Below are 22774 nucleotides of genomic sequence, written 5' to 3'. Positions count from 1 at the left end.
CCATCGTGCGACGTCACCGGCCTGCATCTCCCGACATTCTCGCTACCGCTTTTGTCGGGTCCGAGGGTGACCAGCACTGGGTTAGGTTGGCCGGATGAGGACATATGAGGATCTACCGGCGGAGCTGATGACCGAGCGGCTGCGGTTGCGACGGTGGGTGCCGTCGGACGCAGAGCAGTTCCGCGGGTTGTGGTTCGAGCGGGACCCGCGAGTGCCGGCGGCCCGCCGGATCGACGCCGAGGGACGGCCGACGGTCGAGGACGTCCGCAGCTGGCTCGTTGACAATCCGCTGACGGCGGCTCCCGGGCTCGGGTTGCTGGCCATAGAGCTGCGCGACACCGGTGAGTTCATCGGGTATTGCGGATTGACCGTCGGCCAGGGGTCGTTCGACGAACCTGAGATCGCGTACGAGCTGGCACAACGAGCTCACGGCCATGGTTATGCGACAGAAGCCGCCCGTGCGGTCTTGGAAGCCGCGATTCGAACAGGGCGTCACCGCCTCTGGGCCACCGTACGGGAGTGGAACACACCCTCGTTCCGCGTCCTTGAGAAACTCGGCTTCCACCGAAGCGACCGCATCGACGAGGACGCCGAACACGGTGACTCGATCTGGATGACACGCGTCCTCAACCCGCGATAGAGACGCAGGCATCAGCCACCAGCTCACACGGGTGGCCACCGCCGAAGGCCTCGACCGGACGCGACGGGTGGGAGTTGCCAGGCACTTTGCTCCAGCATGGCGCGGTGCCGGGCGAGGAGGCTGTCCGCCTGAGGTTGGGCACTGCCCCGGACGCGGATGATCACGTCAGGGAGTTGCGAAGCGCGCGGCGATCGTCCGGGCTGCTTCGTCGACCGCTCGCGACTGCTCTTCCTTGGTGATCGACCACGTACCGTGCGTGAGGCGCGGCCAGAAGATCGCGGACGCGATCATGCCGAGGAACTGTGCGGATGCCAGATCCGGATCACCGATGTCGGCGCTGCCTGCGGAGTGCGCCTCCCGCAGATAGCGTCCCAGCGCCTGCAGCACAGGCAGCGTGCCGAAGTCGAAGGTCCGCTCGCGCAGTTCGGGGAAGTGGTGCGATTCGGCGATCACGGTTCGCATCAGGGCGACCATGCGAGGACGAGTCAACAGTTCCGAATACGCGCGGCCTAGCACCACCAAGCCCGCGTAGAGGTCGCCGGTCGGGATCTCGACCGGTTCCGGCGCCGGCGATCCGCCTGCCGCGAGCACCGTTGCCTCGAAGAGCTCGGCCTTGGTCGGGAACTGCTTGAAGAGCGTCGCCTTGGACACCCCTGCCTGCTCGGCGACACGTGCCAGTGGCGTGCGGTCGTACCCGAACTCCAGGAAGAGCTGCGCGGCGGCGCCGAGGATCGCCTCGCGATTGGTCGCGGCCACCGCACGGTGGTACGAGGAGCGTCCACGTGTCATCCGTTCAGTATCTCATCGAGGCGAGTTCCTTGACTCACCATTACGAGCACGATTACGGTCATAGAGGCGAGTCGATCGACTCACCTCTCGGAGAAAGGAGCGGCTCATGGCCACCGTGATCGTCCACGCGACCATCACTCTTGACGGGTTCATGGCAAGGGAGGACGGCGGGGTCGACTGGATGTTCGGCCGACCCTCCGCTCCCGAGGACGACGCCGTCGTCGGGACGGTGATGAGCCGGATCGGCGCGGTGGTCGGCGGCGCGAACAAGACCCAGACCATCGAGGACGGCGAGATCCCGTACGGCGGCATGCTGAAGGTCCCGGTCTACCTGATGACCCACAGCGCCCATGAGCCGATCGAGCGCGACGGCATCACGTACAACTTCGTCGTCGAGGACATCAACGAGGCCGTCAGACTGGCCACGCAAGCGGCCGGGGACGGCTGGGTCAGCCTGCTCGGAGGAACCATCTCACGACAGTGCCTGCGGCTCGGTCTCGTCGACGAGCTCCACCTGGACGTTGCGCCGGTCCTGCTCGGCGACGGCATCTCGCTGTTCGCAGGCCTTGGGCGGCACATCGAACTTGAGCGCATCGACACATCAGCCTTCGCGAGCGAGGCTCATCTTCGCTACCGAGTCCTCCGTTAGCCCGAGTTGCAGGTCCTCCGAGCCATCGGGTCCGCCACGAGCCCTCGCCACTTGTCCGAGCCCTCCCGCCCCGGAGCCCGTTCAAATCCCATGCGGGTTTCGCCATCATCTTGGCTGAACCCCGACCTCACCAAGCTGCCGAGCGGCCCGACCGGCGGTTTGCGGCCCAAGCCGGACGGGCGCCTGGCCGTCGGGATCTGGGCCGCCGGAGACTGCTGCGAGACCCGGCATCGGCTCACCGGCGGGTGACGGGGCCCGCCACCAGCTGTTTGTAATGACTTTGTAGCGACTGTGTAGGGGATCTCTGGCAGCGGCTCGCACTCTTGATCGCAGAGGGCGCGATCGGTGCGCCCCCTGAAGAACTGGGAGTTCGTCATGGTCAAGACCGCCCGTCGTTACGCGAAGTACGCCGTCAGCACCCTGTCCAGCGCCATCTTCGGGCTGCAGGTCTGACGAACAGCGAGTGATCCCCCGGGAGCCCTCTCCCGGGGGACACCACGACGGGAGGAAAGCGGCGTGTTCGGCACCGCGGTACGCCAGCTCGGCTACGCCTGGTCGATGATGTCGGGGCGCAGGTTCCGGCTGCGGGACGTCTACACGCTGGTCGACGACATGCGCGAGACGCTGGAGACGTTCGGCTCGCCCGGCGAGGGCGCCGACGACCTGATCGCGGGCAACGACCCCGAGCTCCAGGAGGACCTCACCCGGCGGCGGCTGCGGCGCACGGTGGCCCACGCGGCGGCGGAGAGCCCTTACTACCGGCGGTGGTTCGCGGAGCACGGCGTGGACCCGGCCTCCATCACCCCGCAAACCCTGTCCTCGATCGCCCCCACCTCCAAGGCCGACCTGCGCGGCAGGCCGGCGGCCTTCGTCTCCGACCTGGCCAGGCCATCCGTGCTCGCGCACACGACGGGCACGACGGGCACGCCCACGCTCGTGTGGTTCTCCGCCTACGAGATCGAGCTGCTGTCGTGCCTGTCGGCGCTCTCGCTCATGATGTCCGGGAACGTGCGCACGGACGACGTGTGGGCCAACGCGAGCAGTTCGCGGTCCGTCGCGCAGATCCTCACCGAACGGGCCGTCACCCGTACCGGGGCCGTGTTCGCCCACCTGGGCACCATCGACCCGGCCGCCACGCTCGACCGGCTGGCCACTCCGCTGCACGTTCCGGGCAAGCGCGCGCAGATGTCTCACCTCAACGTGCCGGCCTCCCACCTCGCGGCGCTCGTGCAGGAGGCCGAGCGGGGCGGCTGGCGGGCCGCCGACTTCGCGCTGACCACCATCTGGTCCGGCGGCGAGGTCCTCACCGACGCGTTGCGCGAGCGGGCGGAGCACGCGTTCGGGGCCGAGGTCCGCGACGGGTACGGCATGACCGAGATCGCCCCGGTGTCCGGCCGCGTCTGCCCCGACGGTCATCTGCACCTGTCCGCCGACCAGGGCCTGGTCGAGATACTCGACCCCGAGACCCTGGCCCCCGCCGCTCCCGGCGAGGTCGGCACGATCGTCGTGACGCCGTACTCCACGTTCCGCGACACCACGCTTCTGCTCAGGTACGTCACCGGCGACCTCGTCCAGGTTCTGGCCGAGCCCCCGACGTGCGCCCTCGCCGCCCTGCCCGCCACCTCGCGGGTGCTCGGCCGCAGGTCGCCCGGCGGGCTGACCACGCGTGACGTGCTGGACCTGCTGCAGGCCGAGCACGCGCTGCCGCTGCCCACCCGGTACGCCCTTGAGGGCACCATCCTGTACGTCGTCGCGGGCAAGGCCGAACAGGGCCTGCTCGGCCGCCTGGAGGAGCGCGCCCACGGGCTGCCTCTGACCGGCATCGTCCTGGTCGAGACCGCCGAGGACCTGCCCACGCCCTGCCGGCTGCGCACCGACCTGCTGGAGATCAGCTTCGAGCGAGGACTGTGATGACCCCGTACGTGCTCGCCCTGTACGCCCTCGTCGCTCTGGCCGTCGCGCTCACCGCCGCGTACCTGCGCCGTTACGTCATGCCCAGACCGCCGGTCGGCCGGATGGTGGGCGCGGACATCGCGGTCATGGTGGTGACGCTGGTCGTGATGCCGTTCGCGTACCTGCACCTGCCCACGGGCGTCGTCGTGTCGATCTTCGGGCTCGTGGTCCTGACGTTGACCCAGCTCACCCTCGCCCCCGTGCTGGGCGGCCGGTGGGGCATGATCGCCGCCCTGCTCCTGTGCGCCGCCGACGTCACCGCCTTCGCGCTGGGACGGCCGGCCGCGCTCCTTGTGATCAACGACGCCCTGCTGATCCTGCTCGTCGTCGGCGTGGTGAACATGTGGGTGCAGGCGGCGATCACGCCCGCGCAGGTGGCCGCCCTGGCCGCCGCCCTCACCCTGTACGACACGCTGGCCACCGGGCTGACGTCGCTCACCGCCGACTTCGTCCAGCGGATGCAGGGGCTGCCGTTCGCGCCTGTGCTGGCCTCCTCCTATGGCGACGATCCCGCCCTCATCGGGCTCGGCGACTGCCTGATGTTGTCGATCTGGCCGGTGGTGGCGCTACGGGCGTACGGGAAGGCGGCCGCTTGGTGTGCCGCCGGCCTGGAGGCCGTCCTGCTGGCTCTGTCCATCGCCTTCGTCCTGTCCCATGGCCGGCTGCTGCCGCTGCTGACCGTGCTCGGGCCGCTGATCGTCGTGCAGTGGCTGTACTGGCGGCGGTGGCAGGCCCGCCGGACGCCCGCCCCGGCCCGGCCGGAGGTGAACCGGGCGCTGGAGGTGAACCGGGCGCTGGAGGTGGCCGACGCGCCCGCCGGGATGTGGGCCGCCCTGTCGCCCGAGGGCGTGCTGGTCGCCGAGGGCGCCACGCCGGGGCTGGCGCGCAAGGAGGCCAGGCTGGCGGGAACGCAGGGCGTGCCGGTCGTGTGGCGGCTCGGCGAATAGCGTCGGTCAGGGCGCCAGGAACGCGGCCACCTCCCGTCCCTCCGCCGCGTCGCCGAACAGGGCGAGGGAGCCGCGCCACGCCGCCGCCGACTCCTCGTGCCGCCCCAGCAGGGCGTAGGCCCGGCCCAGCTCTCTGAGAGCGCGGGCCCGCCACACCGGAGGCCCGTCGCCGCCGAGCCGTTCCAGCGCGGCCCGCAGGTCCGCCACCGCCCGGCGGGGCTCGCCCTGGCGCAGGTGCACGACGCCGAGCGCGTGCCCGGCCAGCGCCTCGCCCAGGGTGTCGCCGCTTTCCACGAACAGCCGCAGGCTCGCCGCCAGTGTCTCGGCCGCCTCGTCGAAGCGGCCCAGCGCACCCAGTGCCTCCCCCAGCCGGCGCAGCGCCTTGCTCGTCTCGGCGCGATCGCCGAGCGCCTGCGCCGCCAGCAGGCCCTCCCGGTAGCGGACGACGGCCTCCGCCGTCTCGTCCCGCTGGTAGAGGGCGGTGCCGAGGCCGCGCAGCAGGTTGCCGCGGATGGCGTAGTCGTCCTTCTCGGTCACCTCCAGCCGCGCTCTGGCGATCTCCACGGCCCGCCCGTGCTCACCGCGCTCGACGTGGATCCAGACAGGCCAGGTCCACGCGTACGCCAGCCCGGCGGCGTCGCCGTGAGCCGCCATCAGGTCGAGGCAGGCGTACGCGTCGGCCAGCGCCTCGTCCAGATGGCCCGTGCCGTGCCGCGCGGCGGCCCTGACGATCAGCGCGTACGCCGCTCCATGCCTGTCGCCGGTGCGGCCGAACTCCGCCAGAAGCGCGCCGCACATGGTCTCGGCCGAAAGGAACCGACCCCATTCGATCTCCACCGTGGCCAGCAGCAGCCGGGCCCGCAGCGCGGCGCGCCCATCGCCCAGCCCGATCACGATCTGCTGGACCCGCTCGGCGTCGGCCAGGAACCGATCCATGATCAAATAGCTGGTGAGGTGGTGTCCCAGCTCGGCCGCCGCGTCGTTCAGGCCCAGCTCGGCGGCGGTGCTGAGGGCGAGCATCAGCGTACGCCGCTCGGCCGCCAGCCACATCTCGCTCACCCGCACGTCGGGCGCCGGTCCCTCCTCCGGCTCGCGCTCGTACGGCGGGGCCAGCAGGATCGGCAGGCGGCGCGTGGCGGCCCGGGTACGCCGCAGGCATTCCAGCACGTGCCAGGTGAGCACCGCACGCCGCCCCTCGGGGGTCTCCTCCGCCTGCGCCCGTTCCCGCGCGTACACCCGCAGCAGGTCGTGCAGCCGGTAGCGGGGCTGTCCGGCCCCGTCCACCTCGGTCGAGGTGAGCATGCCCCGCGCGACCAGCGTCTCCAGCGCCGCATCCGCCTCCAGCGCGGCCGCCCCCAGCTTGTCCGCATCCCCGTCCGAGCCAGGCGGTCTGGCGGGCGCCGCGTCCGTCTCCGCGGCGGGTCGTCTGAGGAGGGCCGCGACCGACCACTCCGCCACGCTGTCCAGCCCGGCCAGGCCCAGCAGCCGGAACGCGCGCCTGGCCGGGGCCGGCAGCGCCGCGTAGCTCGGCTCGAACGTCGCGCGCACGTCCAGCCCGCCGACGACCAGCTCGTCCAGGCCCCGTCCGGCCAGCCGGGTGGCGAACTCGCTGACCGGCCAGACCGGCCGGGTGGCCAGGCGGGCTCCCGCGACCCGGATGGCCAGCGGCAACCGGCCGCAGGAACGCAGGATCTGCTCGGCCGCGCCGGGCGCCGAACCGATGCGGTCCCGGCCCGCCACGCGTTCCAGCAGGAGCCTGGCGTCTCTCTCGTCGGGGAGGTCGAGCGGGAGCCGTACGGCACCTTCCAGGGCGGGCAGCGGAGAGCGGGAGGTCACCAGGACGGCGCCGCGTGCGGTGCCCGGCAGCAGGTGGCGGAGCTGGTCCTCCTCGACGGCGTCGTCCAGCACGAGGAGCACCGCCCGGTCGGCCAGCCGCTGACGCAGCAGTCCCGCGCGTTCCTCGACCGGGACGGGGATGAGCGCGCCGTCGAGGCCGAGCGAGCGCAGCAGCACGTCCAGCAGCTCGCCGGGCTCCCGGGGGCCGCGCGCGTCCCGTCCGAGCCGGACGAAGAGCTGCCCGTCGGGATAGTCGGCTCGCAACAGGTGCGCCAGTCGTACGGCGAGCGTGGTCTTGCCCACGCCGGGCAGACCGGACACGACCACGATGGGCGGACCGAGCCGATCCGCGGCCGCCCGCAGCAGCCTCAGCAGCTCGGCGACCTCTCCCTCACGCCCGACGAAGTCCGCGGTGTCGCCGGGTAACTGGCACAGCCCCCGGAACGCCATCGGCCGCGCGCCCGCTTCGACGTCCGCGGAAGGCGGCATGCCGTGCCGGTCGGCGTCCGCGGAAGGCGGCGGCGAATGACGACCGCCCTCTCCTGCCGGTGGCGGCGAGTGGCGCCCGGCCTCTCCGGCCGGTGGCGAGTGATGATCGGTCTCGCCGGGGAGCAGCGGCGAACGGCGGTCGGCGTTGCCGGAGAGCAGCGCGGCGTGCAGGCGGCGCAGTTCCGGGCCCGGCTCGATGCCCAGCTCGGCCACCAGCAGCTCACGCGCCTCGCGGAAGGCGTCGAGGGCCTCGTCCCGCCGCCCGCTGCGGTGCAGGGCGACCACGAGCTGCTCTCGCAACCGCTCACGCAGCGGGTGGGCGGCGACGAGGGTACGCAGTTCGGCGGCGAGGCCGTCGTGGCCGAGCGCGAGCCGTACGTCGATCCACTCCGATCTGGCCACCGCCAGCTGCTCCTCCAGCTCGGTGATCCGCGGCGCCACGGCCCCGCTGAGCGGTACGTCCTCGGCCGGGGTTCCGCGCCACAACGCGACGGCGGCCGCGTACTCGCGCTCGGCCGCCACCAGGTCGCCGTTCGCCCGTTCCCTGCGCGCCCGGCGTACGCCCTCCTCGAACACCAGCAGGTCCAGACGCTCCGGCGGGACCTCGCAGGCGTACCCCGACCCCTCGGTCCCCAGCCACAGGCCGCTGCCCTCCAGGGAGCGGCGGAGCTGATGGACGTAGGTTTGGACGTTGGACAGTGCCGAGCGGGGCGGGTCGTCCCAGAGGGCGCCGATCAGGCGTTCGGTGGAAACGGTCGCGTTCGGGTGGAGCAGCAGGACCCCGATCACGGCCCGCTGCTTGCGGCTGAGACGGATCCGGCCGCCGGGACCATTGAGGCGAATGGTGCCGAGGATCGCGAAGTCCACCGGTCCTCCCTCGTGCGTGATCGGATGATCAGCTTTCCGGAAGGCAGTACACCTCTGGTGACGCCCATTTGACAAACGCGGCAAGCCGGACAGTCAGCGATGGCCGGCGTCGGGCGCCGACAGCCGTGATCGGCCCCGGGGAACGGGTTCTGGGGTGCCGGTGCCGGTGCCTGGTGCGGAGCCCGGGTCGCGCAGGCCGATCAGCGGTCTCCGCGCAGGGCGCCGGATTCGATCAGCCGGCGCATCGGCGTGCCATGAGCGACGAGAGAGCCGAACGCTGCGCATCGACACCGAGGGAGCCGCCGGCAGCACTCGTGGCCTTGCCACCGGTGATGGCTGTGACCCTGCTGATCGGCCCGGACTCGTTCGACGACGGCAGGGTCCAATCCGTCATCGTCCGCCTCGTCCGCGACCCGCGCTGACCCCGTCAGCGCGACAACGACTGCAGTGACCCGGCGATCCGGTGCCCGGCCCAGCGCTTGAACTTGCGCGCCGCCTCCAGCCGGCTCACCGCCCGGTCGAGCCGGTAGTACAGCCGCGGCGGCATGTACGACAACAGCGGCGAGTGCCGCTGGCCGAGCAGCGCGAACATCTGCGCGGGCTCCAGGCGCAGGTAGCGCGGCAGGTCCTCGTAGAACCGCGCGCTGTAGCGGGCGGCGCTCTGGACCGGCAACAACGCGGCCTTGCGCTCCCGCGCGTAGGCCGCGAGCGCGGGCGCCAGGGCGGGGTGGCGCTCGATCGCGCCGGCCAGCGCGATGGCGTCCTCGATCGCGAGCGTGGTCCCGGCGCCGATGGAGTAGTGCGTGGTGTGCGCGGCGTCGCCGAGCAGGACGAGGTTGCCGCAGTGCCAGGAGCGGTTCGTCACGGTCTGGAAGCGCAGCCACTGCGCGACGCCCTGCCCGCGCCCGACGAGCCGATGCCCGTCGAGCACGTCGACGAACAGCTTTTCCAGCAGCTCCAGGTTGCCCGCCTCGTCGGCGCGGTCGAGCCCGAGCCCGCGCCACGTGGCGGGCGCGCACTCGATCACGCAGGTGCTGCGCTCGTCGTCGAAGCGGTAGCCGTAGCACCAGATCCAGCCGTGCTCGGTCTCCACGAAGGCGAAGGTGAAGGCGTCGAAGACCTTGGTGGTCCCGAGCCAGATGTAGGTGTTGCCCCCCGTGGCGACCTCGGTGCCGAAGTCGTGGCGGCCGCGCAGCGGGCTGTTCACCCCGTCGGCGGCCACCACCAGGTCGGCGTCCGGGACCTCGCCGAGGATCTCGCGCTCGAACTCCACCCGCACGCCGAGTGCGATCGCCCGGTCGGCCAGGATGCCGAGCAGCCGGTGGCGGCCGATGCCGAAGCCCTCGTCGCCGCGGTGCGTGGTGGTGCGGCCGCCGACGAGGGCCATCCCGTCCTGCCACCGCACGGACGCCTCGCCGATGGCGCGGGCCGACTCGGGATCGCTCTCGTGCAGCCGGTCGAGCAGGCTGCCCCAGTACGTCACGCCCCAGCCGTACGTCGAACCCTCCGGATCGCGCTCGAAAACGGATATGTCACACGAAGGATCGCGCAGCTTCATCTGGATCGCGAAATACAGGCCGGCGGGTCCGCCACCGACACAAATCACCTTCTGCACTTCGTTCGGCACAGAGTAGTTATACGCACACAGTGCGCCACCGCGCGCGCTACGCCACGCCGAACCCGAGCCGGCGGGCTGCCGGACGCGCTTCCTGATCCGAGACAGGGATGGCAAGTTCCCGGCCCTCATGGACGAGGTCCTCGCCGACGCCGGCATCACGACGGTGCTCACCAGCATGCGGATGCCGCGCATGAACTCCATCACGGAGCGATGGGTGCAGCACTGCCGCCCTGAACTCCTCGACCGCTACTGCTCTGGAACGACCGCCAACCTCGACGTACGCCGAAGAGGCCGGCTCGGCGGCGTCCTCCACACATACTCACATGCCCGCTTGACCAGCGTGGATGAGATTATCGGCAGGCGCAGAGCTGCAGGGCGTCGGCCACGTCGGCAATTCTGTCAACAAACAGTGTCCAAGGGTTGTTGAACCGCCGGAGCTGTTGAACGAGTTGTTGAAGGCTCCCAGTGCCTTCTGATGGCCGGCATGGCCGGTCTGTAAAAAACGATCGTCCTCTGAAGGATCCAGCTCCCTCAAGATTCGCCAGTGGCGCGGCCCCGCCTCCGGAACAGCCGCCTCCATCCGCGGGCACCGTGGCGCATGCTGTTGGCGTTCACCGTCTCAATGTTCTCTCGGACAATGCGAGTCGTAGGGTGGTCGGCGCCCAGCACCCGCTCGCAGTCGGCGAAGGCGGCCTCCAGCAGGGGGATGGCCCGGCCCAAGTCCCCCGCGGTTCGGTAGGCGCTGGCGAGGTTGTTGCGTGAGGCCAGGGTGTCGGGGTGGTCAGTGCCCAGCACCCGCTCACGGTCGGCGAGGGTGGCCTCGTACAACGAGATGGCCCGCTCCAAGTCCCCCGCGGTTCGGTAGGCGGCGGCGAGGTTGTTGCGTGAGGCCAGCGTGTCGGGGTGGTCGCCGCCCAGCACCCGCTCACGCTCGGCCAGCGTCTGCTTGTACAACGGGAGGGCCCGCTCCAGGTCCCCCGCCGCCTGGTAGGCGGCGGCGAGGTTGTTGCGGGAGGTCAGGGTTGAAGGGTGGTCGGCGCCCAGTACCCGTTCCCGGTCGGCGAGTGTGGCCTCATGCAAGGAGATGGCCCGGTCCAGGTCCCCCGCCGCCTGGTAGGTGTAGGCGAGGTTGTTGCGGGAGCCCAGCGTGTCGGGATGGTCGGTACCCAGCACCCGTTCCCGGTCGGCGAGGGTGGCCTCGTACAAGGAGAGGGCCTGGCCCAGGTCCCCCGCCGTTCGATAGGCGTGGGCGAGGTTGTTGCGGGAGGTCAGGGTGGAGGGATGGTCGGCGCCCAGCACCCGTTCCCGATCGGCGAGTGTGGCCTCGTGCAAGGGGATGGCCTGACGCAGGTCGCCCGCCGCCTGGTAGGCGTGGGCGAGGTTGTTGCGGGAGGTCAGGGTTGAGGGATGGTCGGCGCCCAGCACCCGTTCCCGATCGGCGAGTGTGGCCTCGTGCAAGGGGATGGCCTGACGCAGGTCCCCCGCCGCCTGGTAGGCGTGGGCGAGGTTGTTGCGGGAGGTCAGGGTTGAGGGATGGTCGGCGCCCAGCACCCGTTCCCGATCGGCAAGTGTGGCCTCGTACAAGGAGATGGCCTGGCCCAGGTCCCCCGCCGTTCGATAGGCGTGGGCGAGGTTGTTGCGGGAGGTCAGGGTTGAGGGGTGGTCGGCGCCCAGCACCCGTTCCCGATCGGCAAGTGTGGCCTCGTACAAGGAGATGGCCTGACGCAGGTCCCCCGCCGCCTGGTAGGTGTAGGCGAGGTTGTTGCGGGAGGTCAGGGTTGAGGGGTGGTCGGCGCCCAGCATCCGCTCGTGATCGGCAACCGTCACCTCCCGCAGGGCGACCGCACGAGTGAGGTCGGCCAGTGCGAACAGGTAGTGGCTACACCAACTAAAAAGCTCCAAAAGCTCGCCAGAAGGACCGTCCTTGAGGTGGGCATGCCGATAGAGAGCATCGGTCTGTTCGATGAATACTTCAACGGCGCCGCGTGCAGCCCAGGTGTGGACGCCGTCGGGCAGGGTGGTGTTGAAGGCGTGCAGCAGGTTGGTGGCCCGGCTCAGGATGGCGTCAAAGTCACCGTGGTGGGCGGCGCGGTCGCGTAGGACGCGCTGGACCAGGCGGTGCATCAAGATAGCGGAATGGTCCTCGCTGAAGGCGATCAGCGAGGTATCGGCCAGGTCGGCCAGCAGGGTTCGTAGCTGTAGCGGCTCGCCGTCGGGGGTGCTCCAGGCTTGCAGGACCTCCAGGGGGACGCCGGCCGGGGACAGCACCGAGAGCATCTCCAGCAGGTCGTGGGCCTGGGGTAGTGCGGTCTCGGCCTGGGTGACCGACAGCAGGATCGCCTCGGCGGTGCCGGCCGGGTAGGCGTCGCCGTGCTGGGCGGGCAGATACTCGGTGACGGGGAAGCCACGCAATAGGTTCAGGTAGTCGCTGTAGCTGAGGCCCAGCCGGGTGATCACGGAGGCGGCCTGGGCCAGCGCCAGCGGCAGGCATCCCAGCTCGCCGGCCAGTTGGGCGACATCGTCGGCGTCCTCGAGGCCGGTGCGCCGGCGCAGGAAGGCGTGGGCTTGGGCGGTGGTGAAGACTTCGACCTCAACGGGTTGGAACAGGCGCAGGAAGGCGCGGTTGCGGGTGGTGATGAGCACGCGGGTGGCGCCGGTGGCCGGGCACCAGCGGCGCACCGCCGCGGCGTCGGTGGCGTTGTCGAACACCAGCAGTGCCGGCCGGGTGGTGGCGGCCAGCCAATTCTTGGCTCGTTCGGCGGCGGCCGTGGCGTCGTCGTCGGCCTTGCGTTCGCCGAGCCGTTCGGCCAGGGCGGCCAGGCCGGTCAGGAGCTGGTCGGTGGTCTCGGCGGCAATCCAGGCGATGACTGGCCAGCGCGCGGCCTGGCAGGCCCAGGCGTAGGAGGCGGCCAGCATCGTCTTGCCCACCCCGGGGGTTCCGGCCATCGCGCAGATCACCGCTGCCCCGCCGGCCACCTGACCGCTCTGGCCGGGCGCGGGATCGCCGAGCAGGCCGGCCACGCGCTGCAGCAGTTGCTCGCGTGGCTGGAAGCCGGGCGGACATTGCGGGATGTCGCCCTCGACGATCTGGCCCGGCTCCGGCGCAGGTGGATAGTGGTGGTGCTCGCTGTGGTTGATGATCTGGTTGTGAGCTGCTTGGTACACCCGGCCGTGCTCACGAGCGGTGCCGTCCATCTGGATGTCCAGCAGCTCTTGGGGATCGTCTGGTGGGGTGGTCATCGTTCGTTGATGGTCTGGTCGCCACCTGCCTGGTACACCCGGCCCTGCCCGGAGGCCTCGGCCCGCATCTGCACGTTCCGCGCGCCGCCACCGGTGGAGATGATGCCGGAGTTGCCGCCGTCAAGGGCGACCGCCCGCTCGCCCGAGGCCGACACCGCGGGCGGTGGGGCCTGCGGCTCGGCCTGTGCCGGGGCGTGCTCGGCGCGCAACTGCGCCCGCAACGCCACCACGGCGACCACCAGCGCGGCCGCCCCCAGCGCCATGCCGGTGAACATGCCGACCACGCTGGCCCGCTGATCCAGTACCTGCAGCACCTGGTCGGGTAAGTGCAGCGGATCGGCGAAGAACCACAGCACCCCGGCCGCTAGGCAGGCTGCCAGCACCACGACTGCGGCGATCGCCACGCCCCGCCATAACCGCGAACCCGGCGCATGTCCCGCCTCGGGCGACGTCTTCGTCATGTTTCCAGGGTGCCCCGAACGGGCGGTAGTGGACCAGAAGTGGCGAAGGCGTTACCGGCCCTCCCCAGCTTCTGCGAATCGGTCTTCTGCGAGCACACAGTCACCGCCATCGCGGACAGCTACTTTGCGGCTCGTCGGATGTTCCCGACCCCCAGGGCCCGCTCGGCGGGTCGGCAGAACGCGCTCGGCATCGTCGACCAGTCCACCAACGGCCTTTGACAAGCGCACGGGGGTCACCACCACCGGAGAGTTCCTAGGAGGGAAGGGTGAAGCCTTCGGGTGGGGAGCCTTCGACGAAGAGCAGCCCGACGCGGGCCTTGCCGTCTCGGATTTGCCTGGCCCGCCGGTACTCAGGGGAGTCGTACCACTGCCGGGCACGGTCCATGTCGGGGAACTCGATGATCAGGAGCCGGGAGGAGGCCCAAGTGCCCTCGGCGGGTTCGGGCACGGGGCCCGCGACCAGGTAGCGGCCGCCGTGGTCGAGGATCGACCGCTGGGCAACGGGGGCGTAGGCCCAGCCGGCCTCCTCATCGAGCACATCGACGTTGGCGATGACGTAAGCAGGCATGGAAACTCCGTTTCATTCGGACACGGCGTGTACTTTTGACCCGCCGAAGGCTAACGCATCCCTGTAACCTGTTCAAGGTGGGCATCGAACAGAGCGAACGCGCCGGGGGCATGATGAGCCGCCGGGAGCGGCTGCGGGTGGAGACGAGCCGGGAGATCAAGACCATCGCGCTGCGGCAGATGGCCGAAGGCGGCCCGGGAGCGATCTCGCTGCGGGGCATCGCCCGCGAGATGGGGATGACCGCGCGCGCGATCTACAGCTACTTCCCTACCCGGGACGACCTGATCACGGCACTGATCAGCGAGATCGCCGCCTCGCTCGCGGATGCGCTGGAGTCCGCCAGCAACGCGGTGCCCAACACCGACCCCGGTGGCAGGCTGATGGCCTGGGGCCGGGCGCTCAGAGAGTGGGCACTGGCCCATCCGGAGAGCTTCCGGCTCTTCTACGGACACCCCGTCCCGGGCTACCAGCCGCCCGAGGACGGGCCGGTCGACCAGACGGCCCGCCGTGTGTGCCGCGAGCTCACCCGCCTGGTGGCGGCCTCGTGGCCGCATGCCCGGCACCACCAGCCCGAAGACACCTCCTGGTCCGACCTCCATCCGGACTACGCCGCAAAGATCCAGGAGGATCTCCCCGACGTGCCGCCCGCGGCGGCGGCCCTCGCGCTGCGCGTCTGGGGCCGGATGCACGGCCTGGTCGCCCTGGAGATCGACGGCCACATTCACCCCGTAGCAGGCAACCCGGCCGCCCTGCACCGCGCCGAAATGCTCGACCTGGTCAGGTCGCTGGGCCTGAGCTGAGCCACGTCTGATCACGCCATAAGAGTGACGGTTCGCTACGCACAGCTACTTTGGTCCTGGGGACACGTTCGGGAGAACACCGCCGGTACGGGCTCGTGCCCGATTCCTCGGCGACCCACGCCACCGAACCCGCCTGGGACGGACGGCGGATGGTGGTCGCCTGCTCCGCCGATCACATGAGGCAGCTCCACGCCCAAGCGGCCGCCCGGCCCTGCATCGACGCCGAACCAGGGGCCAGGAAACTCCTTCGCGCGCTTGAAGTCGCCAGGCGGGACAACCGGACCGAGATCTCGACCGGAGACCTACAGAACGCGACCGGGCTCACCGAGGAACAATCCCTCGCCGCGGTGCAGTGGCTGGAGCGCGACGACCCGTCACCCCGGCGGCCCGCTGATCAGCCATAACCCGACGATGTCCAGTCGTCAGAGTCACCACACGGCTGAGTCGCTACTGGCCGTTCCGATCCTCTTCGCAGGCCAATTGGCAAATCGGCACTTCCGATCTGGTGGGTGGCGTCGCGCGCCAGTCCGCCTCGCCGAAGAGCGGGCGCACCCCCTCGGATTCAAGCGGAGCCGCTGCTGCCCAGAGTCGGGGGGCAGAGTGTGGCGGAACGGAGAACGTGCACTGGGTCCCGTTCCCGCATCTCATCGCTGGCGCAGATGAGGCTGCTTCCTACGTCATCGGGTGAGCTCCTCCGCGGCTGCGGATTCGGCTGTGGGAGCCGGCCGGTTCTTCATGGTCAGGGCCAGGAGGATTGCGCCGGCGGTGAATGCGGCTGCGACGGTAAATGCCTCGGTGACTCCCTCAGTGAGAACCTGGTGGGCCGGTCCGCGCGAAGCGCGCGTGGCCGCGCCGAACACCGTGACGAGGATGGCCAGCCCCAGCGCGCCGCCGATCTGCTGCATGACATTGAGCAGGCCGGAGGCGGCGCCGGCATCCTCGGCTCGGATCCCGGAGGACAACACGGTGGTTGCTCCCACCAGCAAGATGCCCATGCCAAGACCGGCGATCATCATGGGGCCGAGCAGCGCCGTGGCGTAGTCGGCCTGGGGCGTCAGCCGCGTCATCCACAGCAGAGCCAGGCTGATCAGCCCAGCTCCGACGCCGATCAGCGTCTTGGCACCCAGGCGCGGCAGCAGCCGGGCCGCCACACCGGAGGACGCAAGGATCACCAGGGCCAGCGGCACGAAGGCGAACCCCGCCTGCAGTGGGCTGTACCCGCGGGCCTGCTGCAGGAACTGGGTGAGAAAGAAGAACATGCCGTTGCCCGCGGCCAGGACAAACAGCAGCACGACGTAGCCGCCGGCACGGTTGCGGTCAGCGAACAGCCGCAGCGGGACGATCGGCTGCCGGGCACGGGACTCGACGGCCACGAACAGGACCAGCAGGATGGCGGCCACGCCGAGCGCGCCGAGCGTGACCACGTCACCGAAGCCCTGCTCGGCGGCGCGGATGAAGCCGTAGACGAGCGCGGTCATGCCAAGCGTCGAGGTCAGCGAACCCGCCACGTCGAAGCGGCCCGGGTGGCGATCGGTCTCGGTGATGAACAGCGGGGCCAGGGTCAGCAGGACGATGCCGATCGGCACGTTGATGAACAGCACCCACCGCCAGGAGATCCAGTCGGTGAGCATGCCACCGGCGATGAGCCCGATCGCGGCGCCGGAACCGGAGACTGCCGCATAAGCCCCCAGTGCCCGCGCCCTGCGTGCAGGGTCCGGAAAGCCTACGGTGATGAGGGCGAGCACGGTCGGTGCGGCAATGGCGGCGCCGATCCCCTGACCGGCACGGGCCGCCAGCAGCATCCCAGCCGATGTGGCCAGCCCTCCGGCCAGTGAGGCGGCGGTGAAGACGACCACCCCGCCGATGAGAGCCCGCCGTTGGCCGGCGATGTCGCCCATGCGACCGCCGAGCAGCAGCAGACCACCGAAGGCCAGCATGTAGGCATTGAGCACCCAGGACAGGCCGGCCGCCGAGAAGCCGAGGTCGTGCTGGATGTCGGGGAGGGCGATGTTCACCACGTTGGTGTCCAGGATGAACATCGTCTGACAGATCAGCACGATGGCGAGCACCAGACCGGGGTGGCGCTGCTGTCGGGCGGCACCGGCGGGCCCGGATCCCGCTCTTGCCACGTGCGTGCTCTGCTCGGTCATGGCACTCCTCAGAATGGAACCCAAAGAAACGAGGAAGTTCCTCGCTTGTGCTGAGCTAAAATATGAGGAGGTTCCTCGTTTTGGCAAATATGTGGAGGGTTCCCGTGGCGGACCGATCAACGCAGGCCCGGCCCGTAGGGCGCAAAGATGCGCGACGCAATTACGAGCGGCTCCTGACGACCGCCCGGACGGCTTTCGCCGAGCACGGCGTCGGCGCCTCCTTGAACGACATCGCGCGCACCGCCGGCGTCGGCAACGTGACCCTCTACCGGCACTTCCCGACCCGCCAGGCACTACTGGAGGCGTTGCTGGGCGAAAGCCTGCGCGGCCTGAAAGCCCGCTCGGACGAGCTGCTCGCCTCCCCATCCCCGCACCAAGCTTTGGCCACCTGGCTGACGGCCGCGGTCGAGCACGCCATGGCCTATCGCGGCCTGGTCGACGCTCTCGTCGACAGCCTCGCCGACCCCGCATCCGAACTCCACGCCACCTGCCAAGCCGTCAAGGCCGCTGGGGCGCAACTACTGGACAGAGCCCAGCACACGGGGACGATCCGACCCGATATTGATGCTTCTGCCCTTTTCTCCCTGATCGCTTCAGTCGCCTGGGCGGCGGAGCGGACCCCCGCACATCGTGATCGACTTCTGGCCGTCATGTTCGACGGGCTCCGCTGCCGAGTGGATGAGACGACCTAAGTGCCTGTTACCGACTGAGCCGCGGCGACCTACGAGAGCCTGCGGCGCCAGACCCGCCGGATCCACATGAGCTGGTCGCGCTGGACACCACCGGTGCTCGAGGAGAAGATCAGCGGCAAGCTCGCCACCGACGACCGGCCCGTCCTGCTGGACGCGCTGTCCTACATCCGCCGTGGGGACATGCTGACCGTCCAGGAGGTCGACCGGCTCGGCCGCAACCTCCTGGAAGGGCTCATCGTCCTCAACGACCTGTTCCAGCGCGGTATCGCGGTCAAGGTGCTGGAGGGCATCGCGGCCGGCGAGCACACCGAGCGCTCCCTGATCCTCGACCTGGCCCTGGCCCTGTCGGAGGACCGGCGCCGCGACATCGTCCGCAAGACCAAGAACGGCCTGGAGGCGGCCCGCCGCCGCGGCCGGGTCGGCGGCCGCCCCCCGGTGGTCGACGACGACAAACGCGCAGCGATTCCCGCCCGTCGCCAGCGCGGGGAATCCATCCGCACCATCGCCGCCGGCGTGAAGGTCTCCGTCGGCGTCGTCCACAAGACCCTCGCAGACGCCAAGGATGCGTAGGTCGTCGTTCCAGAGCCTGACGAGGGGCAGGTGTCGCAGAAATGCCAGGTTTTCGCGGGGAAAGCGGCGAGACAGTCCCGCGCGCCCGCGGCTGCCGTGGAGGCAGTGGCCGACGCACTGGCCCGCTGGAGGCGGGCCTTCACAGGTCGCGGGTAGGCCAAGAGCTGCCGTGCCGGGTGGTGTCGAGCGTGCGTCCACCACGATGATGGATCGTTCGGGCTCACCTGGCGTGACGATCAGCAAGTCCGGCGGTAAGGGATCTCGGGTATGAAGGTCTTCCAGTCCGCTTCGGACAGAGGCCCGGACTGGGCGCACAACGCGGCTTTGATCTTGTCGGGCGCGATGAGGTGGGTGCGGAGACGGGCGCGGTCGATGGTGAGCACGGCCGACCCATCCGGGGCGAAGGCCAGCGAGTTGAGTGAGCTGTCCCCGAGGGGATCTTCCGGGTGGAAGAAGCCGCTGAGCGGGAGCCCGAGGGGCTGGCCGGCGGTGACATCCCACAGCTGGATTTGGTCGGTTGCGTCTGCCACGGCCAACAGGCGGCCGTCGGGTGAGAAGGCCGCAGGGGAGCCGCCGACGCTCGGCGTGCCCACTTGTTGGAGCGATCTGCTGTCCCAGAGCGTGAGCTTGCCGTTGTAGTGGTTGTCCGCGAGGATTCCGTCCGCGCTCAGCGCCATGGGGACACTCACGCCGGAGTTGGGTGGGACCAGCCGCTTGCCGGTGGAGGTTTCGACGACGCCCTGGTCCGGGGCGGAGATGACCGTCCGGCCGTCGCGGCTGAACAGGATCGGATAGACCATCTGAATGCTGAAGGGCCCATAGGTCCCGGCGGGGAACTGTCCGGTAACTGCAGCGCGCCGTGTTCCCGAGACGATGTCCCACAGTTCCAGCAGGGATGCATCCCTGCTGGCTTTAGTGAGCACGGCCAAGGTCTTACCGTCGGGTGAGAACGCGAAGCGGGACTCGCCCAGAGGGGGCAGGCCCGTCAGGGTGGTCTTCTTGGTCGCCGAAGCCACGTCCCAAATCTGTATCTCCCTGTTTCCGTTGCTGACCGCCAGGAGTCGGCCGTCTTCAGACAGCTGGTAGTCGGTACCGCTGACGTGCAGCGTGTTGCGGCGCACCACCTTGATGGGATCCCAGATCTCCACCTGCTCTCCAGCGTCGTTGACGAGAGCCAAAGTTGAGCCGTCGTCACTTAACACCAGGTTGTCACCCAACATCAGCATGTCACTTACCGCCAGGCCGGAGGGATCGGGGTGGAAGGTGACCGGGTCCAGGATCGCGGCGAGAGAGACGACAATGGTGGTACCGCCTCCGGAGTCCTCGAGGCAGCGCAGGGTGCGGTCACCGGGTCCGAACGCGTAGTGGAAGCAGTTGGCGTTGGCGTACATGTAGATGGGTTGGTCGTCGTTGCTTCCCCACGTGAAGAGGTCCTTGGTGTCCCAGATGACGCCGTTGAAGGAGACGTATCTGCTGTCGGAGCTGAAGATGATCCCCTCGTTGGTGCCGCCGGTTTTGCGGATCGTCCGCCACTTCACCTGGGAGGGGCCGAGCTGGGTGAAGGGGACGACCCCCAGCCGGTTGCCCTGGGTCAGGGCGAGGAACTTGCCGTCGGGGCTGAGCGTGATCTTTGAGATGCGTTCCTTGCCGGTGACGAGCCTCAAGGTGTGCGCCTTGCGGCCGGTGCGCAGGTCCCAGAAGTCCAGCGACGTTTCGTGCGGGGTGACCAGATGCTTCCCATCTGGGGTGATATCGGCCGACCCGAGAAGGTAGGGGATCTCCACCAGGCGTTCGCCGGAGGAGGTGTCCCACAGGCCGCTGGCGTCGCTCTCCGAGAGAAGCAGGTGTTCGCCTGTGGTGTCCAGGCCGAAGAACACCGTGGGGGCGCGGAAGGTCACCGGCCGCGGCCGTCCGGTCGCGGTGTCGAACAGGGCGATGGTGCGGTCCTGCCGGAGCAGAGCCAGAACTTTGCCGTCGCCGCTGAGCCCGGGCCCGGCGAAGAGCCGGGTGTCCAAAGGCCTGCCGGGGAAGGTGAACGACCGGATCACCCTCCGCGCGTCGACGTCGGCGACCTTCACCTCGTTGCCCCGGGCGTAGACCCGCAGACGGCCGGTGTCATCGCCATCGGTGCGCCAGCTCCCGTCAACCCCTGGGGGGCGATAGGTGTACAGCTCGGCCTGGTTGTACAGCGTCAGCAGTGTGCTCCTGGTCTCGAACGTTTTAGGGGCCAGGGTCGCGGCCGCCACCCCGAGCTGCTTGGCGATTATCGGGTCGGTAGGCGCCATCGCCGCGGCGAGGTTGGCGGCCCGCGCTCCGACTGCCTCGTCACGCTGTTTGGAGACGGTCCGGTTCTGAACGATCACAGTCCCGGCTGCTCCGATCGCGATCATGAGCAGGAGGGCCAGTACTGCGCTCAGCATCGTGCGGTTGCGGGCGCGCCGGCGGGCCGAGTCCCGCTCGGCCTGGTCTTGCCGGGTGCCGGCGTCGAGGAAGTCCCGGGCGTCGTTGCCGAGCCTGTCACCGTCGTCTTTGCTGGCCTCTTGTGCACTGGCCAGCCGCAGGCCCCGGTACAGGTACGCCGCGTCGCGGCCCTTGCCGGCCCACGCGCGGGCGTCCCGGTCGAGCTGCTCGCGTACCAGGAGCGAGTCCCGGTGTTCCTCGATCCAGTCGCGCAGCTGCTTCCAGGCCCGGATCAGCGCTTCGTGGGTGAACTCGGCCGTGCTGTCCGCTCGCTCGCTGTCCACGGTCCAGTTCACCGTCACCAACCGGTGCTCGACGAACCGGTCGAGGACCTGACGGGCCGCCTCATATCCCGCACTGTCCTCGGGCCCGAGCAACTCGGTCAGCGCCACTTTGCGGCGCGAGGGCTCGCTCCCCTCTCCGAGGTGGACCAGCCGCGTCAGCATGCTCCGGGCGCGGTCGCGATGGGCCAGCCCCACGGTGTCCAGCGCGGTGTCGGCGGTGCGGGCCAGCGACTTGCTGACCCCGCCGGTCGCCTGATAGCCGGCCAGGGTGAGCTTGCGTCCCTCGCGGTGCCCCCATGTGGCGCGAAGGGTGTGTGACAGCAGTGGCAGGACGCCGCCGGGGTCGCTGGAGATCGCGGGGAGAACCGTGTCGTCGGTGGAGGCGGCTCCCAGGTCTTCCACGATCCGCTCCGCCAGCCCTGTCTCAAGGGTGAGTTCTGCGCGTTCGGCGGGCTTCTCGATGGCCTCGCGCAGTTGCGTCGTGGTCATCGGCCCGACCACGAGCGGACGGGCGAGGGCCGGCGCCAGTTCGGGATGGGCGGCGCAGTGGCCGAAGAAATCGGCGCGCATCCCGATCACCACCACCGCCGCAGGCGCCCCGCGCGCGGGGCTGCAGGCCGCGTGCAGCGCCTGGACGAAAATCCGGCGGTCATCCGCGTTGGCGCAGGTGCTGAAGAGCTCCTCGAACTGGTCGACGATCAGGAGCCTGCACCGGGCCCGCGTCAGCAGATCGTGCAGCAGGGCAGGTTTGCCGGCCAGGCGATCTCGTACGTCGTCCGGATCGTCCTGGCCGCAGAACTTGTCGGCGAGAACCCGGACGGGGTCGTCGGCCTGGGCTTGGACGGAGGTGCCGCCCGGCGTGAGGATCACGTGACCCTCTGGCCATTCCTTGCCGGCGGAGGGGATGAGACCCGCCCGCAACAGCGACGACTTGCCCGCTCCCGAGGGCCCGGTCACCAGCAGCGGCCCGTCTCGCCCGATTTGCGCCGATACCCGATCCCACAGCAATCGGGTCAGATCCCGGCGCCCGCAGAAGTACTTCACATGCTCAGGCTCGAAGACTTCCAGACCTCGGTACGGGCACCCGTCGTCGGCGCGTTCGGCGCGAGCGTGGGCCTGCTTCCAGGCCCCCAGGTCGGCTACGGCGATCCCGACGGCCCCCAGGACCTTACGCAGGTTCGCCCACCGCGGGAAGCTCTTGCCACGCACCATGTCGTGCACCGTCGCCACGCCGATACCCGCCGCAGTGGCCACATGCAGGTAGCTGCCCTCGAACTCCTCGAACAGCTGGCGCAGCGCCGCGTGCAGGTCCGCACGACTGTTGATCCTGGCCGGGTCGGCCATCAACTCTCCCGCTGGAGGCGTCTTTCCGGTTCGGCTATTCGGTTCCATTCGGATCGTAGAGCTGCCCATGCTCTCCTATCTGCCGTTTCCTGGGAATGTGCGATACCGGATGCGCCCGAACACCGCCGGACCCGACCGTGAACGTCATGACCACCACGATCCTCACCACGATCGGCGCAGCCGTCCTGCTCCTGCAGACCGCCACCCGCATCCCGCCCGCCCTCACCGACCTCCTCCGCGCCCTCATCCCCGTACGTGAGGCGCTACGCGAACTCCTGCACCGGCAGGACTCATCCCAGCAGCCCCCACCTCAACCAGAGCGCTAGGAGCTGTTTCTTGGATCAGGTCCGGAGCCAGATAACCAAGGTGGCCAGGGTGACGGTGCCGAGGAAGATGTAGGCGCGCTTGTCGTAGCGT

At 69.8% G+C, this 22774-nt stretch carries 16 protein-coding genes; 8 read left to right on the top strand and 8 right to left on the bottom strand.

Annotated elements, in window-relative coordinates:
• Window positions 1-127: 127 nt before the first annotated feature.
• The gene (locus ACIA8R_RS25700) at window positions 128-640 is read left to right on the top strand and encodes a GNAT family N-acetyltransferase (protein WP_397040781.1); all 513 of its coding nucleotides are present in this window, start codon (window positions 128-130) and stop codon (window positions 638-640) included.
• 165 nt (window positions 641-805) lie between these two features.
• Here ACIA8R_RS25700 and ACIA8R_RS25695 read toward each other — a convergent pair whose 3' ends face one another.
• Window positions 806-1396, bottom strand: coding sequence for a TetR/AcrR family transcriptional regulator (locus ACIA8R_RS25695; RefSeq protein WP_397040779.1), 591 nt, complete (start codon window positions 1394-1396; stop codon window positions 806-808).
• A 139-nt stretch (window positions 1397-1535) separates the two neighbouring features.
• On the opposite strand from ACIA8R_RS25695, the gene ACIA8R_RS25690 reads away from it, so the two are divergent.
• The 3 genes from ACIA8R_RS25690 (at window position 1536) to ACIA8R_RS25680 (ending at window position 4978) form a co-directional block, all read left to right on the top strand.
• Window positions 1536-2078, top strand: coding sequence for a dihydrofolate reductase family protein (locus tag ACIA8R_RS25690; RefSeq protein WP_397040777.1), 543 nt, complete (start codon window positions 1536-1538; stop codon window positions 2076-2078).
• Window positions 2079-2594: 516 nt separating this feature from the next.
• Complete coding sequence (locus ACIA8R_RS25685; protein WP_364098955.1) at window positions 2595-3989, top strand: AMP-binding protein; 1395 nt, start codon at window positions 2595-2597, stop codon at window positions 3987-3989.
• Window positions 3989-4978, top strand: coding sequence for a hypothetical protein (locus ACIA8R_RS25680; protein ID WP_397040775.1), 990 nt, complete (start codon window positions 3989-3991; stop codon window positions 4976-4978). Before ACIA8R_RS25685 ends, ACIA8R_RS25680 begins: the two co-directional genes overlap by 1 nt.
• Before the next feature lie 6 nt (window positions 4979-4984).
• On the opposite strand, the gene ACIA8R_RS25675 is transcribed toward ACIA8R_RS25680, so the two are convergent.
• The 5 genes from ACIA8R_RS25675 to ACIA8R_RS25655 all read right to left on the bottom strand — a co-directional run bounded on the left by ACIA8R_RS25675 (window position 4985) and on the right by ACIA8R_RS25655 (window position 14057).
• The gene (locus ACIA8R_RS25675) at window positions 4985-8170 is read right to left on the bottom strand and encodes an AfsR/SARP family transcriptional regulator (protein WP_397040773.1); all 3186 of its coding nucleotides are present in this window, start codon (window positions 8168-8170) and stop codon (window positions 4985-4987) included.
• A gap of 427 nt (window positions 8171-8597) precedes the next feature.
• Window positions 8598-9653, bottom strand: a complete 1056-nt coding sequence (locus tag ACIA8R_RS25670) for an FAD-dependent monooxygenase (RefSeq protein WP_364098964.1) — start codon at window positions 9651-9653, stop codon at window positions 8598-8600.
• Window positions 9654-10319: 666 nt separating this feature from the next.
• Window positions 10320-13028 carry a tetratricopeptide repeat protein gene (locus tag ACIA8R_RS25665; protein WP_397040771.1) on the bottom strand — a complete coding sequence of 903 codons (2709 nt, stop codon included), beginning with the start codon at window positions 13026-13028 and terminating at the stop codon, window positions 10320-10322.
• Entirely contained in the window at window positions 13025-13489 is a 465-nt protein-coding gene (locus ACIA8R_RS25660) for a hypothetical protein (protein ID WP_397040769.1), read from the bottom strand. The genes ACIA8R_RS25665 and ACIA8R_RS25660 overlap by 4 nt, the downstream gene beginning before the upstream one ends.
• Before the next feature lie 253 nt (window positions 13490-13742).
• Window positions 13743-14057: a DUF1330 domain-containing protein gene (locus ACIA8R_RS25655; protein WP_352364639.1), complete on the bottom strand. Its 315-nt coding sequence runs from the start codon at window positions 14055-14057 to the stop codon at window positions 13743-13745.
• A gap of 77 nt (window positions 14058-14134) precedes the next feature.
• On the opposite strand from ACIA8R_RS25655, the gene ACIA8R_RS25650 reads away from it, so the two are divergent.
• The gene (locus ACIA8R_RS25650) at window positions 14135-14857 is read left to right on the top strand and encodes a TetR/AcrR family transcriptional regulator (RefSeq protein ID WP_397040767.1); all 723 of its coding nucleotides are present in this window, start codon (window positions 14135-14137) and stop codon (window positions 14855-14857) included.
• Between the two features lie 677 nt (window positions 14858-15534).
• Here the strand turns inward: ACIA8R_RS25650 and ACIA8R_RS25645 are convergent.
• On the bottom strand, window positions 15535-17007 hold the full coding sequence (locus tag ACIA8R_RS25645; RefSeq protein ID WP_397040765.1) for an MFS transporter: 1473 nt from the start codon (window positions 17005-17007) through the stop codon (window positions 15535-15537).
• Window positions 17008-17111: 104 nt separating this feature from the next.
• Here ACIA8R_RS25645 and ACIA8R_RS25640 point away from each other — a divergent pair, with 104 nt between their 5' ends.
• Entirely contained in the window at window positions 17112-17699 is a 588-nt protein-coding gene (locus tag ACIA8R_RS25640) for a helix-turn-helix domain-containing protein (RefSeq protein ID WP_364098984.1), read from the top strand.
• Window positions 17700-17738: 39 nt separating this feature from the next.
• Window positions 17739-18269: a recombinase family protein gene (locus ACIA8R_RS25635; RefSeq protein ID WP_397041143.1), complete on the top strand. Its 531-nt coding sequence runs from the start codon at window positions 17739-17741 to the stop codon at window positions 18267-18269.
• A gap of 236 nt (window positions 18270-18505) precedes the next feature.
• On the opposite strand, the gene ACIA8R_RS25630 is transcribed toward ACIA8R_RS25635, so the two are convergent.
• A complete protein-coding gene (locus ACIA8R_RS25630) occupies window positions 18506-22357 on the bottom strand; it encodes a hypothetical protein (RefSeq protein ID WP_397040763.1) in 3852 nt (1283 codons plus the stop codon).
• 146 nt (window positions 22358-22503) lie between these two features.
• Between ACIA8R_RS25630 and ACIA8R_RS25625 the strand changes: the two genes are divergently transcribed.
• Window positions 22504-22683, top strand: a complete 180-nt coding sequence (locus ACIA8R_RS25625) for a hypothetical protein (RefSeq protein WP_364098990.1) — start codon at window positions 22504-22506, stop codon at window positions 22681-22683.
• Window positions 22684-22774: the final 91 nt, after the last annotated feature.

The organism is Nonomuraea sp. NPDC051191 (assembly GCF_044455665.1).
GTDB lineage: Bacteria > Actinomycetota > Actinomycetes > Streptosporangiales > Streptosporangiaceae > Nonomuraea.
The sequence above is the reverse complement of the archived record's forward strand: the minus strand, read 5'-3'. Positions and strand labels throughout refer to the sequence as shown.

What these genes read in the sequence shown, in the direction of transcription:
- ACIA8R_RS25660 (WP_397040769.1), bottom strand. Translation starts at nt 13,489, where the DNA reads ATGACGAAGACGTCGCCCGAGGCGGGACATGCGCCGGGTTCGCGGTTA.
- ACIA8R_RS25700 (WP_397040781.1), top strand. Translation starts at nt 128, where the DNA reads ATGACCGAGCGGCTGCGGTTGCGACGGTGGGTGCCGTCGGACGCAGAG.
- ACIA8R_RS25630 (WP_397040763.1), bottom strand. Translation starts at nt 22,357, where the DNA reads ATGGCCGACCCGGCCAGGATCAACAGTCGTGCGGACCTGCACGCGGCG.
- ACIA8R_RS25645 (WP_397040765.1), bottom strand. Translation starts at nt 17,007, where the DNA reads ATGACCGAGCAGAGCACGCACGTGGCAAGAGCGGGATCCGGGCCCGCC.
- ACIA8R_RS25625 (WP_364098990.1), top strand. Translation starts at nt 22,504, where the DNA reads ATGACCACCACGATCCTCACCACGATCGGCGCAGCCGTCCTGCTCCTG.
- ACIA8R_RS25665 (WP_397040771.1), bottom strand. Translation starts at nt 13,028, where the DNA reads ATGACCACCCCACCAGACGATCCCCAAGAGCTGCTGGACATCCAGATG.
- ACIA8R_RS25655 (WP_352364639.1), bottom strand. Translation starts at nt 14,057, where the DNA reads ATGCCTGCTTACGTCATCGCCAACGTCGATGTGCTCGATGAGGAGGCC.
- ACIA8R_RS25680 (WP_397040775.1), top strand. Translation starts at nt 3,989, where the DNA reads ATGACCCCGTACGTGCTCGCCCTGTACGCCCTCGTCGCTCTGGCCGTC.
- ACIA8R_RS25690 (WP_397040777.1), top strand. Translation starts at nt 1,536, where the DNA reads ATGGCCACCGTGATCGTCCACGCGACCATCACTCTTGACGGGTTCATG.